This window comes from Chromobacterium alkanivorans (assembly GCF_016937655.1).
Classification (GTDB): Bacteria; Pseudomonadota; Gammaproteobacteria; order Burkholderiales; family Chromobacteriaceae; genus Chromobacterium; species Chromobacterium alkanivorans.
The window spans coordinates 57,561-71,833 of the sequence record NZ_JAFHKL010000008.1 but is presented as its reverse complement, the minus strand read 5'-3'; the positions used below and the strand labels follow the sequence as shown (position 1 = coordinate 71,833).

At 65.6% G+C, this 14,273-nt stretch carries 15 protein-coding genes; 3 read left to right on the top strand and 12 right to left on the bottom strand.

Features of this window, described 5'->3' with window-relative positions; all coding sequences use genetic code 11:
• Positions 1 to 137: 137 nt before the first annotated feature.
• From corA to JW897_RS15085, 9 genes are all read right to left on the bottom strand, one after another.
• Complete coding sequence (gene corA, locus JW897_RS15125; protein WP_048412489.1) at positions 138 to 1,217, bottom strand: magnesium/cobalt transporter CorA; 1,080 nt, start codon at positions 1,215 to 1,217, stop codon at positions 138 to 140.
• Positions 1,218 to 1,224: 7 nt separating this feature from the next.
• Complete coding sequence (gene ppx / locus JW897_RS15120) at positions 1,225 to 2,712, bottom strand: exopolyphosphatase (protein WP_476727391.1); 1,488 nt, start codon at positions 2,710 to 2,712, stop codon at positions 1,225 to 1,227.
• A gap of 196 nt (positions 2,713 to 2,908) precedes the next feature.
• Entirely contained in the window at positions 2,909 to 3,610 is a 702-nt protein-coding gene (phoU, locus tag JW897_RS15115) for a phosphate signaling complex protein PhoU (RefSeq protein ID WP_048412488.1), read from the bottom strand.
• A gap of 142 nt (positions 3,611 to 3,752) precedes the next feature.
• Positions 3,753 to 4,412, bottom strand: coding sequence for a ribose-5-phosphate isomerase RpiA (gene rpiA, locus JW897_RS15110; protein WP_048412487.1), 660 nt, complete (start codon positions 4,410 to 4,412; stop codon positions 3,753 to 3,755).
• 118 nt (positions 4,413 to 4,530) lie between these two features.
• Positions 4,531 to 5,007 (bottom strand): 2-C-methyl-D-erythritol 2,4-cyclodiphosphate synthase, encoded by a 477-nt coding sequence (ispF, locus tag JW897_RS15105; protein WP_205466816.1) that lies wholly within the window; start codon positions 5,005 to 5,007, stop codon positions 4,531 to 4,533.
• 1 nt (position 5,008) lies between these two features.
• Entirely contained in the window at positions 5,009 to 5,692 is a 684-nt protein-coding gene (gene ispD / locus JW897_RS15100) for a 2-C-methyl-D-erythritol 4-phosphate cytidylyltransferase (protein WP_205466815.1), read from the bottom strand.
• On the bottom strand, positions 5,689 to 6,408 hold the full coding sequence (gene dnaQ / locus JW897_RS15095; protein WP_205466814.1) for a DNA polymerase III subunit epsilon: 720 nt from the start codon (positions 6,406 to 6,408) through the stop codon (positions 5,689 to 5,691). Before dnaQ ends, ispD begins: the two co-directional genes overlap by 4 nt.
• A 70-nt stretch (positions 6,409 to 6,478) precedes the next feature.
• Positions 6,479 to 6,922, bottom strand: coding sequence for a ribonuclease HI (gene rnhA, locus JW897_RS15090; RefSeq protein WP_205466813.1), 444 nt, complete (start codon positions 6,920 to 6,922; stop codon positions 6,479 to 6,481).
• Between the two features lie 46 nt (positions 6,923 to 6,968).
• Positions 6,969 to 7,694, bottom strand: a complete 726-nt coding sequence (locus tag JW897_RS15085; RefSeq protein ID WP_205466812.1) for a class I SAM-dependent methyltransferase — start codon at positions 7,692 to 7,694, stop codon at positions 6,969 to 6,971.
• Between the two features lie 13 nt (positions 7,695 to 7,707).
• On the opposite strand from JW897_RS15085, the gene gloB reads away from it, so the two are divergent.
• Both gloB and JW897_RS15075 read left to right on the top strand, forming a co-directional pair.
• Positions 7,708 to 8,472, top strand: coding sequence for a hydroxyacylglutathione hydrolase (gene gloB, locus JW897_RS15080; RefSeq protein WP_205466811.1), 765 nt, complete (start codon positions 7,708 to 7,710; stop codon positions 8,470 to 8,472).
• Between the two features lie 314 nt (positions 8,473 to 8,786).
• The gene (locus JW897_RS15075; RefSeq protein ID WP_048412480.1) at positions 8,787 to 10,598 is read left to right on the top strand and encodes a LysM peptidoglycan-binding domain-containing protein; all 1,812 of its coding nucleotides are present in this window, start codon (positions 8,787 to 8,789) and stop codon (positions 10,596 to 10,598) included.
• Positions 10,599 to 10,649: 51 nt separating this feature from the next.
• On the opposite strand, the gene JW897_RS15070 is transcribed toward JW897_RS15075, so the two are convergent.
• Together JW897_RS15070 and dtd are read right to left on the bottom strand one after the other, a co-directional pair.
• Positions 10,650 to 11,729, bottom strand: coding sequence for an FUSC family protein (locus tag JW897_RS15070; protein ID WP_205466810.1), 1,080 nt, complete (start codon positions 11,727 to 11,729; stop codon positions 10,650 to 10,652).
• Positions 11,730 to 11,732: 3 nt separating this feature from the next.
• Positions 11,733 to 12,185 (bottom strand): D-aminoacyl-tRNA deacylase, encoded by a 453-nt coding sequence (dtd, locus tag JW897_RS15065; RefSeq protein ID WP_048412479.1) that lies wholly within the window; start codon positions 12,183 to 12,185, stop codon positions 11,733 to 11,735.
• A gap of 135 nt (positions 12,186 to 12,320) precedes the next feature.
• Here dtd and yaaA point away from each other — a divergent pair, with 135 nt between their 5' ends.
• Positions 12,321 to 13,094, top strand: a complete 774-nt coding sequence (yaaA, locus tag JW897_RS15060) for a peroxide stress protein YaaA (RefSeq protein ID WP_048412478.1) — start codon at positions 12,321 to 12,323, stop codon at positions 13,092 to 13,094.
• Here yaaA and JW897_RS15055 read toward each other — a convergent pair whose 3' ends face one another.
• A complete protein-coding gene (locus JW897_RS15055) occupies positions 13,095 to 14,090 on the bottom strand; it encodes a 2-hydroxyacid dehydrogenase (RefSeq protein WP_048412477.1) in 996 nt (331 codons plus the stop codon).
• Positions 14,091 to 14,273: the final 183 nt, after the last annotated feature.

Genomic DNA, 14,273 nt, shown 5'->3' with positions numbered 1-14,273 from the left:
ATCTGTTCAAAGTTTCGCGGGCTAGCGCGCGACAAGGGGTTGCAGTTGAGAAAGCGGAATGTACGAGTGGTACATGAGCATTTCGAAGCCGGTTTCAACGCCGTATCGCCGACGCGCAGCGGACTTTGACCGGGTTATTAAAGCCAGCGCCGCTTCCAGAACAACCACCCCAGCCCGCCGGCGATGCCCAGCATCGCCACCAGCACCAGGTGATAGCCGTAATGCCATTTCAGTTCCGGCATGTATTCGAAGTTCATGCCGTAGATGCCGGCGATCAGCGTCAGCGGCATGAAGATCATGGTCAAGACGGTGAGCACCCGCATTTGCAGGTTGAGCCTATGGGACTGGGTGGACAGATAAAGGTCCAGCATGTCGCCCACCATCTCGCGCGACATTTCCAGCGATTCGATCACATGCATGGTGTGGTCGTAGGCGTCGCGCAGATAGACCAGGGTCTCCGGCTTGAAGAAGCCGTGTTCGCCGCGGTTCAGCGAGATCAGCATTTCGCGCATCGGCATCAGCGCTCGGCGCAACTTCAGGCAGTCGCGCTTCAGCCGCTGGATCTGCAGCAGCACGCCCTGGTCGCGGCCGCGCAGCAGCATGGTGTCCATGCGCTCCACTTTTTCGTTGAACTCGGTGAGCACGCCGAAGTAGTCGTCTATCATCGCGTCCAGCAAGGAGTAGCCCAGGTAGTCGGCGTCCTTGTGGCGCAGCAGGCCGCGGCCGCGGCGCAGCCGTTCGCGCACTTCTTCGAACACGCCGGTGGGACGCTCCTGGAAACTCAGCACGAAGCGGCGGCCGATGACCAGGTAGATCTGGTCCGACAGCAAACGCCCCGCCCCGTTTTCGCTGTGCTGGTGATAGTCGAACACCCGGCTGGCGACGAACAGGTAATCGCCGTAGTCCTCCACCTTGGGGCGCTGCCGCGCGTTCATGATGTCTTCCAGCACCAGGGAGTGCAGGCCGAAACGCTGGCCGATGGCGCGCATCACCTCGGGCTGGTGCAGGCCGTAGACGTTGAGCCACAGCACGCCGCCGCCGGGCTGATGGGCCAGGCCCTCCGCCACGGTCTGGAACACGGTTTCCTGCAATTGCTCAGGCCCGTATTCGAACAGCGAGATCGAGGCCTCCGGCAGTTTGGCCTCGCCCACCGACAGCAGGGTGCCGGGCGCCTCGCCCAGCGTGGGTATGCGTTTTTTCAGCGTGGCGTGGCGCATGGGCGGCTCACACTTGCACGATGTCGAGCACGAAGCCGACGTTCTTCCACTGGCCGATCTCCTGCTTGAAGCCGCTGGCGGTCAGCGGGCTGCCTTTCAGCCAGACCTTGTTCAGCGTCAGCGCGAAGCCGGTGGCGTGCTGGCGCAGGTCCAGCATTTCCGGCAGCGCGATGCTGTTGCGGCTGCGGTGGAACAGCACCGCCAGCCGCAGCGCCACCACCGCCTGCCACAGGCTGGCGTCTTCCATGTACTGGCGCATCTTGCCCATGTCGCCGCGGTGGCCCAGCACGATGGCGGCCAGCGTGGCCTGCTCGCGCTTGGAGAAGCCGGGCATGTCGGCGTGCTGCAGAATGTATGAGGAGTGCTTGTGATAGGCGGTGTGCGAGATGGTCAGCCCGATCTCGTGCAGCTTGGCCGCCCACAGCAGGCGCTTGAGCATGGCCTGGTCCACGTCCTCGCCGGCCACCATCCGGTACAGGCGCTCGGCCAGCGCGGTGACGCGCTCGGCCTGGGCGGTGTCCACATGGTAGCGGCGCTTGAACTGGGTGACGGTGGTATCGCGCATATCCTTTTCACGCTGGCGGCCCAATAGATCGTATAGCACGCCGTCGCGCAAAGCGCCTTCCGCCACCGTCATCTTGTCGATGGCCAGCTCCTGGAACACCGCGATCATGATGGCGAGGCCGCCGGCCAGCACCGGCGCGCGGTCGGCCTTGAGGCCGTTGACGTCGATGGCGGCGATGCTGCCCTGGCGGATCAGCAGCGCCTTGAGCTTTTCCATGCCGGCCAGGGTGATGTCGGCCGTGCTCCAGTCGTTGATTTCCAGCACGTCGCGCAAGGAGCGCGCGGTGCCGGAGGTGCCCACCGCCAGCTGCCATTCCTCGCGCTGGTATTGGTGGGCGATGCGCTGGATCTCATTGCGCGCGGCCAGGATGGCGTCCCGGAAATTGACCTGGGTCAGCTTGCCGTCGCCGAAATAGCGCAAGGTGTAGCTGACGCAGCCCAGGGGCAGGCTTTCGGTGACCAGCGCCTTGTAATGGCTGCCGATGATGAATTCGGTGGAGCCGCCGCCGATGTCCACCACCATGCGCCTTTCCTTGGTGTCCGGCAGCGAGTGGGCGGCGCCCAGATAGATCAGCCGCGCTTCTTCGCGACCGGCGATCACTTCGATGGGAAAGCCCAGCAGCGGTTCGGCCTTGGCGATGAAGTCCGCCGCGTTCTTGGCCACCCGCAGGGTGTTGGTGCCCACGGCGCGCACTTGCGCCGGGGTGAAGCCGCGCAGGCGCTCGCCGAAGCGGGCGAGACAGGCCAGCGCCTTGTCCTGGGTTTCCTGGTCCAGCTGTTTGTCGGCGGTCAGCCCGGCGCCCAGGCGCACGGTCTCCTTCATCACGTCCAGCGCGTACAGCTGGTCGTCCACCACCCGCGACACTTGCAGGCGGAAGCTGTTGGAGCCCATATCGATGGTGGCGAGCACGTTATTGGGGGGCGTGGTCAGTGTCAAAGACACCCCTTCTCTCTTTGTCAGGGCCCGCGCCCGCGCGGCGGCGCCGGCGGCAACGGGGGGATTCATCGTCAGTTTGGATCGCCGGGACTGGCATGGACGCCGGACGCAACAATGGCGGCAACACCGAATGTTACCGCCATTTTAGTCAAACCGTCATGTCCAGTCGCCGTGGCCGGCGCGGCCGGGCTCAGCCCAGGGTTTCGCGCTTCTTGGTTTCCAGCGTGGTGTGGCGGATGTCCTTGCCCTTGACCAGGTAGACCACGTATTCGGAAATATTGGTGGCGTGGTCGCCGATGCGCTCTATCGCCTTGGAGATGAACAGGGTGTCGATGGACATGCTGATGGTGCGCGGGTCTTCCATCATGAAGGTGATCAGCTGGCGCAGTTCGGCGGCGAAGTCCTCGTCCAGTTCCTGGTCGGCCTCGGCCAGTTCCAGCGCGGCGCTGGTGTCCAGCCGGGCGAAGGCGTCCAGCGCGCGGCGCAGCATGCCCAGCGCCACGTCCGCCATTTTCTCGATCTCGCGGAAGCGCGGCACCTGGTAGCGCTCCGACTGATAGATGGTCTTGCCCATGCGCGCGATCTTCTTGGCTTCGTCGCCGATGCGCTCCAGATCGGTGATCACCTTGATCACGGTGAACACGATGCGCAGGTCGCTGGCGGCCGGCTGGCGGCGGGCGATGATGTGCAGGCAATCGTCGTCGATGGTGACTTCCATCGCGTTGACCAGCGCGTCCTCGGCAATCACCTTGTCCAGCTTTTCAATGTCGCCGGCCAGCAGGGCTTCCACCGCGGACAAAATCTGCTGCTCCACCAGTCCGCCCATCTGCAGGACGCGGGTGCGGATGGTTTCCAGCTCCATATCGAACTGTTTGGAAATATGCTCTGCCATGTCTGCCCCAAACCAAAACCTGTCAAAAAACGCTATGTTAATGCGGGCAGATGACGACGATGTGACAATTCATCTGCCCGCCCGCGGGCGGCGCAAGCCTGTTCAGAGGCAGGCATGCGCCGTCGGGACTTTGCACTGGCCGTTAACGGATTTCTTCGACGCCGCTCTGACGTCCCAACACCAGCACGTCGGCGCGGCGGCGCGCGAACAGACCGCAGGTGACCACGCCGGCCAGGTGGTTGATGATCTCTTCCAGCTCCACCGGCTTTTGGATCTTCAAGCCGTGCACGTCCAGGATCACGTTGCCGTTGTCGGTGGTCACGCCCTGACGCAGCTCGGGGTGGCCGCCCAGCTTGACCAGCTCGCGCGCCACATAGCTGCGCGCCATCGGGATGACTTCGATCGGCAACGGGAAGCCGCCCAGCATGGCGACGTATTTGGTTTCGTCTGCGATGCAGATGAACTGCTCGGCCACGCTGGCGACGATCTTCTCGCGGGTCAGCGCGGCGCCGCCGCCCTTGATCATGTGCAGGTGGTGGTTGATTTCATCGGCGCCGTCGATGTAGACCTGCAGCGAGTCCACTTCGTTGAGGTCGAACACCGGGATGTGGTGGGCCTTGAGGCGGGCGGTGGAGGCGTCGGAGCTGGACACCGCGCCGCGGATGCGGCCCTTGATCGCGGCCAGCTCTTCGATGAACAGATTGACGGTGCTGCCGGTGCCGACGCCGACGATGCAATCGTCCGGCACGAATTCAATGGCCTTCTTGGCCACGGCAAGCTTCAGCTGGTCCTGAGTCAACATGGTAATGCCTCCTGTGTTGGGATGGTATTGCGCCGGGCGGATTATGGCACGGGGCGGTCCGCCAGACACCTGTCATCAATCTAGAATCTCGAGCCGCGCACCGCGGTGCGGCCCGGTTTCACGCCGGCGCCAGCAGGCAGACGGCTTGCGCCTCTATCGCCTCGCAGCGGCCCAGATAGCCCAGCTTCTCGTTGGTCTTGCCCTTGACGTTGACCGCGTCCAGTTCCAGGCCCAGGTCCGCGGCGACATTGGCGCGCATCGCGTCTATGTGCAAAGCCAGCTTGGGCTGCTGCGCGATCAGCGTGCTGTCCACGTTCACCGGCCGCCAGCCGGCGGCGCGCACGCGCTTGACCGCTTCGCGCAGCAGCGCGCGGCTGTCCGCGCCCTTGAATTCGGCGGCGGTGTCGGGGAAATGGCGGCCGATGTCGCCCAACGCCGCCGCGCCCAGCAGCGCGTCGGTGATCGCGTGCAGCAAGGCGTCGGCGTCGGAGTGGCCCAGCAGGCCCTTGTCGTGCGGAATCAGCACGCCGCCCAGAATCAGCGGCCGGTCGGCCACCAGCTGATGCACGTCGTAGCCCTGTCCAACTCGAAACATATCAATCCTTTCTTGCCGCCAGCACCGCGCGCGCCAAGGCCAGATCGCGCGGATAAGTCACTTTGAAATTCTGGGCGTCGCCCTCCACCAGCCGCGGCTTGCCGCCGCAGCGCTCTATCGCGGAGGCCTCGTCGGTCACGTCCGCCAGGTCGCCGCCTTGCAGCGCTTCCCGCAATTTGCCGTGACGGAACATCTGCGGGGTTTGCGCCAGCCACAGGCCGGCGCGCGAGACAGTGACCGCCACGCGCTGTTCGGCGTCGGCGCGCTTGACGGTGTCCGGCACCGGCAGGGCCAGCAGGCCGCCCACCGGATCGTCGCCCACCTCGGCCAGCAGCCGCTCCACCGCGTCCGCGGTCAGACAGCAGCGCGCGGCGTCGTGCACCAGCACCCAGTCGTCGTCGGCGCAGTCCAGCGCCTCCAGGCCGTTGCGCACGCTCTCGGCGCGGCTGACGCCGCCCACGCGCAGCACTTGCAGCTTGGGGATGTCCCAGTCGAAATCGTCGAACCACTCGTCGCAAGGAGAGATCACCACCGCCACCGTCTCCACGGCGGGCACCGCGGCCAGCGCCTGCAGGGTGTGCCACATCAAGGGCCTGCCGTTCAATTGCAGGTATTGCTTGGGGCTGGGCGCGCCGAAGCGGCTGCCGTGGCCGGCGGCCGGCACCAAGGCCAGATAGCGGCTCACGCGCCCTCTCCGGCCGGCGTCTCCAGGCTGCGCCACAGGCAGCTGCCCTTCACCGACTTGTCCAGATCGTTCAGATAGCTCTGGTGATCGGCCAGCTCCTGCTCGTTGGCGCGCTTGACGATCAGCGGCTTGCGTTCGAAATCCATCGCGCCGTGCTGGCCGCCGGGCAGATCGACGTCGATGTCCATCACCAGGCTTTCCTGGCCGCGGGTCATCCACAGATAGACTTCGGACAGCAGTTCGCAGTCCACCAGCGCGCCGTGCAAGGTGCGGTTGGAGCGGTCGATCTCGAAGCGGTCGCACAAGGCGTCCAGGCTGTTGCGCTTGCCGGGGAACTGGTCGCGCGCCTCGCGCAGGGTGTCAATCACATTGGCGCACAGGTTCTTGATCGACGGCAGGCCTACCCGTTCGAACTCGGCGTTGAGGAAGCCGACGTCAAACGGCGCGTTGTGGATGATCAATTCCGCGTCGCGCAGGAAGTCGGCCATTTCCTCGGCCACCTCGCGGAACTTGGGCTTGCCTTCCAGGAACTCCAGCGAGATGCCGTGCACGCGCTGGGCGTCCGGATCGATGTCTCGCTCCGGGTGGATGTAAAGATGCAAATGCTTGCCGGTGAGCTTGCGGTTGATCATTTCCAGGCCGGCGAATTCGATGATGCGATGGCCTTGGGCGTGTTCGAGACCGGTGGTTTCGGTATCGAGAATGATTTGTCTCATGCGCTGTCCTGGCGACGGCCGCCGTCGGCGGCGCCGCTCTGAATTCCGAGGAAGGGCGGGCGCGGCCGGCTCAGGCCAGCTCTACGCCGCGGTTGGCCAGTTGATCGGCCCGTTCGTTGAATTCATGGCCGGCGTGGCCTTTGACCCAACGCCACTCCACATGCAGGTGGCGGTTGCGTTCGGCGTCCAGCTGCTGCCACAGATCGGCGTTCTTCACCGGCTCCTTGGCCGCGGTCTTCCAGCCGCGCGCCTTCCAGCCGTGTATCCACTCGGAAATGCCCTTTTGCACGTATTGGGAGTCGGTGTACACCACCACCCGGCACGGCCGGTTCAGGGTGGACAGGCCCTTGATCACCGCCAGCAACTCCATGCGGTTGTTGGTGGTGTTGGCCTCGCCGCCGCACACTTCCTTTTCCTTGCCTTTGAAGCGCAGCAAAGCGCCCCAGCCGCCCGGCCCCGGATTGCCCTTGCAGGCGCCGTCGGTATACATCTCTACCTTGTCTTCAGTCGTCATGCTGTCTCGTCATTGCCGGGGCTCTCGCCCCGCTTGCTGTGTTGTCTCATGGTTCCCGGTGGCTGTGATGACGCTCGTTGCCGGCCGCCACCGCCAGGCCGGCCTTGGCCTTGCCCTGCTTCCAGTTGGGCAGGATCAAGCGCATGCCGCGCTGACGCTTGATCGCCTCGATGCCGTACACGCCGGCGGCCAGCGGCCACCAGCGGTCTCCGGCCCGCTCCATGAAGCGGAAGCGCTGCACCCAGTCGCAGCGGGAGAACGGCGGCGCGTAGCCCATGAAGCCTCCGCTGGCGGGCTCCAGCTCCAGCAGGGTCAGCCAGTCCTTGATGCGCACCAGCGACAGGAAATTGCCGCTCCACGGCGCGTTCTCGCGCCCCTGGATCAGCCGGCGCACGCCCCACAGCGACACCGGATTGAAGCCGGTGAGGATCAGCCGGCCCTCCGGCATCAGCACGCGCTCGGCTTCGCGCAGTACCTGATGCGGCACGGTGGTAAAATCCAGCACATGCGGCATCACCAGCAGGTCCAGGCTGCGGCTCTCGAACGGCAGTTGTTCCGGAGCGCAGCGGATCTGCGCCGGCCCGGAGTCCGCGACGCGGCACTGCCAGGGAATGCGGTTGGCGCGCAGGAAATCGACTTCCGGCAAACCCAGCTGCACCGCATGAAAGCCGAACACGTCGGCGACGGCGCGGTCGAAATAAGCCTGCTCCCGCTCCAGCAGATAACATCCCAATTCGCTGGAGCACAGCCAGTCGCTAAACGAATTCTTCATCGAGAGAAGCCTTATGCCAGCCAAATTCACCGTCAGCCCGGTAGGGGCCTTCAGTGACAATTATATCTGGGTTTTGCATCACAGCGGCCGCGCCGTGGTGGTGGACCCGGGCGAGGCCGCGCCGGCGGCCGCCTTCCTGGAACGGGAAGGGCTGCGGCTGGAAGCCATCCTGATCACCCACCACCACGCCGACCACATCGGCGGCGTGGCCGAGCTGTCCGCGCGCTGGCCGGACGCCGCCGTCTACGGCCCGGCCGACATCGCCTCGGTCTCCCGACCGGTGATGGACGGGGCCCGCGTCGAGCTTTCCTTCGGCGCGGCCGCGGTGCTGGAAGTTCCGGGCCACACGCTGAACCACCTGGCCTATGTGATCGACGACGCGCTGTTCTGCGGCGACACCCTGTTCGGCGCCGGCTGTGGCCGGCTGTTCGAGGGCACGCCGCGGCAAATGCACGATTCGCTGGCCAAGCTGGCCGCGCTGCCTGACGCCACCAAGGTCTATCCGGCCCATGAGTACACCCTGGCCAATCTGCGCTTCGCGCTGACGGTGGAGCCCGGCAACCCGGTGCTGGCCATCCGCATGAGCCGGGACCTGAAGCTGCGCGAGCAGGACCTGCCCACCCTGCCCTCCACCATCAGCCTGGAGCGCGCCAGCAACCCCTTCCTGCGCGCGCACGAGCCGGCGGTGCGCCAGTCCGCCGCGCACTGGAGCGGCAAGCCGCTGAACGACGCGGTGGATGTCTTTTCCGCGCTGCGCGAGTGGAAAAACCGCTTCTGAAAACGCGTTTACTGTCTCGCGAGCCGGGGCGGAACAAGGCAAGAACAGCGAAAGAAGCGGAACGCTCATGAGCCGCGCGCGCGCCGAATCCGCGGTTCGCCGCGTCCTCTGTCGCGACGCGCAGCGGAGCGCACAGCGGCGCGAAAACCATGACAAGGAACTGAATCCTGAGCGGCGCTGTTAAAAATAACTGGCGCAGGACAGTCTGCATGGCCTATATGTCAGCAAAGCACATGAAGTTATTTGGTTTTTTGGTTGACACCCCTATGTTGGCTGTTTAGCATCAGCCGAAATCAGAATTCCGGGCCCGCCAAATGAATCGCTTCACCCCGTTGGCACTTTCGCTGTCATTTGCTTTTTTATTTGCCTCCGCCGCGCACGCGGACGGGGCGTTTCGCCAATCCGTCGGCGTGGACGAGGGCCTGGCCGCCGGCCTGGACATGATGCTGCTGAACTCCAGCCTGCTTCGCAACGGCGACAATGTCTGGGAACGCGCTCGCGAAGGCTTCCAGCTGCCGGAAGTGAACGCCGACATCGTGCGCCGCCAGGAACGCTTTTATGCCAGCAAGCCGGAATACTTCCGCCGCACGCTGGACCGCAGTAGAAAATATCTGTTTCACATCATGAACGAGGTGGAGCGCCGCGGCATGCCCACCGAGCTGGCGCTGTTGCCGCTGGTGGAAAGCGCCTTCGTTCCCACCGCCAAATCCCATGTCGGCGCCTCCGGCCTGTGGCAGTTCATGCCGGCCACCGGCCGTCAGTACGGCCTGGAGCAAACCTGGTGGTACGACGGCCGCCGCGACGTGACCGAAGCCACCCGCGCCGCGCTGGACTACCTGGAAAACCTCTATGGGCAGTTCGGCGACTGGAACATCGCGCTGGCCGCCTACAACTGGGGCGAGGGCAACGTCTCCCGCGCCATCGCCCGGCTGCAGGCCAGCGGCCAGGAAGTCAGCTACGAAAACATCCGCATGCCCAACGAAACGCGCAACTACGCGCCCAAGTTGCTGGCGGTGCGCAACATCCTCAACGACCCGGCCAAGTTCGGCGTGCGTCTGGACAAATTCCCCAACAAGCCCTACTTCGTCGCCGTCTCCACCGGCAAGCACATGAACATCGACATCGCCGCCAAGCTGGCCGGCGTGTCCATCAACGAATTCAAAGAGCTGAACCCGGCGTTCAATCTGCCGGTGTACGCGCACAAAAACGGCCGCCAGATGCTGATCCCGGCGGCCAAGGCCGACAAATTCCAGGCCAATCTGGCCAAGTGGGACAAGCCGCTGCTGACCTGGGAGGTCTACACTCCGCCCGCGGACTCCAACGTCAGCCTGATCGCCAGCGAGCACGGCATGAGCGCCGGCCAGCTGATGAGCGCCAACAATCTGAGCGGCACCTCGCTCAAGGCCGGCCAGCCGGTGCTGGTGGCGATGAGCAAGGATCAGCGCGACATCCGTCCGCTGGACGCCACCGACACCGCCTTGCCGGAAAGCGGCGACAGCGCCACCTTGCTGGCGCAGGCGGACGCGCCGCGCGCGGCGCCGGCGGTAATGGTGGCCTCGGCCCAGGCCGTGCCGCCAACCGCTCCGGTCGCGCAGGCCCCGGCCCCGCAAGCGGCCGCCCAGCCGGCGCCGGTTTTGGCGGCCGCGCCGGAAGCCTCGCCGGCTCCGGCCAAAGCCGTCCTCGTGGCGGCGGCGCCCGCGGCCCTGCCCGTGGCCGACGCCGACGGCAACTACACCGTGGCCGCCGGCGACACTCTGTACAGCATCGCCCGTCGCTTCAACCTCGGCCTGGACGATTTGAAAACGGCCAATCAGCTGGACTCCAACACCGTGCTGGTCGGCCAGGTGCTGAACGTCAACAAGACTCTGGACAAGGGCGTGACCCTGCTGGCGGACAGCCGCGCCAGCCAGGCGCAGCAAGACGCCTTGCTCAAAGTTAGCGGCCTGCAGACCAGCCAGCGCGCCACCGGCAGCGTGCCGGCGGAATACGTGGTGCAGCGCGGCGACACCTTGTTCAGCATCGCCCGCCGCTTCGGCGTCAACCACAACGACATCCAGCGCTGGAACGACTCGCGCCAGCTGACCCGCTTGCAGCCGGGCCAGAAAGTGCGCATCCAGGGCCTGTAAGCGCGTGGACGCAAGCAAAAAGCCAGGGCGAGCCCTGGCTTTTTTCATGCGCTAGCGGCTGCGCCCCTGGCTGGCGCTGCTCAGCCAGTGCCACACCATCAGCAGCACCCCGCGGCTGGGCGGCGGCACTTGCATCAGGCAGGGCAGCAGCTGCGCCAGCTCCTCGCGCAAATGCTCGGCGACCAGATTGAACTCCGCGGTCAGCCAGTGGCAATACGAGGGCTTGTCCAGCGCCAGCGGGCTCACCGCCTCGTCCAGCGCCTCCGCCAGCATCTCCGGTTGATTGAAGCGCATGCCGTGGGCGGCGCGCATCAGCGTGCGCACGATGGCGCGGCGCTGTTCCGCGCTGTCGCTCAAGGCCGGCGTGCCCTGGGCCACCTCGCTCATCCGGTCCAGCAGGCTGCACAAGGCGCGCTGCCGCCGCTGGATGGCGTCGAAGCGGGCGCCGGGCAGGCCGGACTCCTGCACCGCAGCGGCCACCAGGGCGCGCATGCGGATCAAGCGGCTGTTGAAGCGCTCCAGCGCCAGGCCGGCGTCCACTTCGCTCCGCCGCGCGATCTTGCTGTACAGGGTGGCCGCCTCGCGCAGATTGTCCGCCAGCAAAAAGCGCCAACTGTCTATCGCCCGCAGCGGAAACAGGCCGGCGGCCACCAGGCCCAGCACGGAGCCGGCCAGCACATTGAAGCCGCGCCATAGCGCCGCCTCCACCGGCTCGTTGCCCAGGCCGGCGACGATCACCATGGTCAAGCCCACCAGCAGCGCCAGATACTCGCCCTTGCCCAGCGCGAACCAGGCGCTGAGCATCACCAGCGCCGTCATCCACGCGTAGCAGGACAGCGGGGAATGGCGGTACAAGGCCATCGCCACCAGGCCGGCCGCCGCCCCCAGCAAGGAGCCGCCCATGCGCTGCAAGGCCTTGCGCCTCACCCCGCCCCAGTGCGGCACGCTGCCCAGCACGATCAGGATGGTCACCAGCATCCAGCTGCCGTGCGGTATCTCGAACATCAGGTTCAAGGCCAGCCCGACCAGAAACGCCGCGGCCACCCGCAGCACATGCGCCTGTCGGGCGTACAGATTCAGATAATACGGCGTCAGCAGAATGCGCCAGGACCGCCAGCGGCTGCCTTCCATCGCTCACTCCATCGTCTTGCTGTCCAGCCAGATCGTCACCGGACCGTCGTTGACCAGCGCCACTTGCATGTCCGCGCCGAACACCCCGGTGGGCACCGGCTTGCCCAGGGTCTGCGCCATCGCGGCGACAAACTGATCGAACAAGGGGCTGGACCGTTCCGGCCGAGCCGCGCGCGAATACGACGGCCGGTTGCCCTTCCTGGTGCTGGCGAACAGCGTGAACTGGCTGACCGCCAACACCTCGCCGCCGCTGTCCAGCACCGAGCGGTTCATCACCCCGGCCTCGTCGTTGAAGATGCGCAGCTGGCTGAGCTTGCGCGTCAGCCAGGCGATGTCCTCCGCCCCGTCCTCTTCTTCAATGCCCACCAGCAGCAGCAGCCCGGGGCCGATCTCCCCGCTCACGCGCCCTTCCACCGTCACCGACGCCTGCCGCACCCGCTGCACCAATACCCGCATGTCCTCTCCTTGCCAGAGCATCATAGATTCAAATCCCGGCCTGCATTCTAGAGCCAAGCGCGCCGTCGGTCACGACGACGGGCCAAGCCCGGCTCAGTCCAGTACAATGGCGGTTGCTCAACAAGGATTCGCCTCATGCTGATGGTCATCTCTCCAGCCAAGACGCTGGACTTCGACACCCCCGCCGCCACCGATCAATACACCCAGCCGGACTTTCTGCACCACAGCGCCGAACTGATCCAGGTGCTGCGCGCCAAGAGCCCGCTGGAAATCGGCAAGCTGATGAGCATCAGCGACGCGCTGGCGCAATTGAACGTGGGCCGCTATCACGACTGGCAGGCGCCGTTCAGCCCGGCCAACGCCAAACAGGCGGTGCTGGCGTTCAAGGGCGACGTCTACGAAGGCCTGAACGCCGCCAGCCTGGAGCCGGGGCAGATGAACTATCTGCAAAGCCATCTGCGCATCCTGTCCGGACTCTACGGCGCGCTGCGGCCGCTGGACCTGATGCAGCCCTACCGGCTGGAAATGGGCACCCGGCTGAGCAACCCGCGCGGCAAGAACCTGTATGAGTTCTGGGGCGACACCGTCACCCAGGCGCTGAACGCGGTGCTGGAGCAAAGAAAAGACCCGGTGCTGGTGAATCTGGCCTCGGAGGAATACTTCAAGGCGGTGAAGCCCGCCAAGCTCAACGGCAGCCTGATCACCCCGGTGTTCCAGGACCGCAAGAACGGCCAGTACAAAATCATCAGCTTCTACGCCAAGCGCGCGCGCGGCATGATGGCGCGCTGGGCCGCGCTGCATCAGGTCAGCCAGCCGGAACAGCTCAAGCACTTCGACAGCGCCGGCTACGCCTTCGACGCCGCCGCCTCCGGCGAACTGAACTGGGTGTTCCGCCGCGACCTGCCCTGACTAGGCCGAGACGGCGTTGACCAGCGCCTCTCCCCGCTCGAAAGCGCCGGCGTTGCCCAAGGTGGCGTCGGCGATATTCATCAGCGCCTCGCGCGTCAAAAAGCCCTGGTGCGAAGTCACCAGCACATTGGGAAAGGTCAGCAGCCGCGCCAGCTGATCGTCCTGCAGCCCGCTTTCCGACAAGTTTTCGAAAAACACGCCCTCTTCCATCTCGTACACGTCCAGGCCCACGCCGGACAAGCGCCCGGCCTTCAGCGCCTCCAGCAAGGCGGCGGTGTCGATCAGGCCGCCGCGGCTGGTATTGATCAACACCGCGCCCGGCTTCATCCGCGCCAGCGTCTCGCGATTGACCAGGTGCCGGCTCTCCGCCGTCAGCGGCAGATGCAGGCTGATCACGTCCGCCTGCCGCCAGATCTCGTCCAGGGACACGAACTCGCAGCCCAGGCTCGCCGCCAGCTCGGCTTTGGGGTACAGATCATAGGCCAGCACCCGCATGCCGAAACCGCGGGCGATGGACATCGTGGCCTGGCCGATGCGGCCGGCGCCCAACACGCCCATGGTCTTGCCGTGCAGATCGAAACCCACCAGCCCGTCCAGCGAAAAATCCATCTCCCGCACCCGGGTGTAGGACTTGTGGATGCGGCGCACCACCGCCAGCAATAAGGCGAAGGCGTGCTCGGCCACCGCGTGCGGCGAATAGGCCGGCACCCGGGTCACCGCGATGCCGTGCCGGCGGCAGGCCGCCAGGTCCACGCCGTTGTAGCCGGCGCAGCGCAAGGTCACCAGCTTCACTCCCGCCGCCGCCAGCTTGGCCACCACCGCGGCGTCCAGCCTGTCGTTGACGAAGGGGCAGACCGCGTCCGCCCCCTGCACCAGGCTCACGGTGTCCAGGTTCAAGCGCGGCTCGAAAAACTGCAATTGATGGCGGTGGCTTTGATTGGCGGCCTCCAGCGCGTGGCGGTCGTAATTCTTGGCGTCAAAAACGGCAATGCGCATGCTGCGGCTCCCGGATGCGGATGGATGAACCCACTATAAGGCAGCGCGGCGCCCAGCAACAGCCTCTCCCCTGGCGTCGCCGCCGATGACGGCGCCGGGAAAATATGAATCCCGGCCATAGTCCGGATGCATATTGATGATTTGACGACAGGCCGGCGGTGCGCAATAAACTTGGCCTGCCGG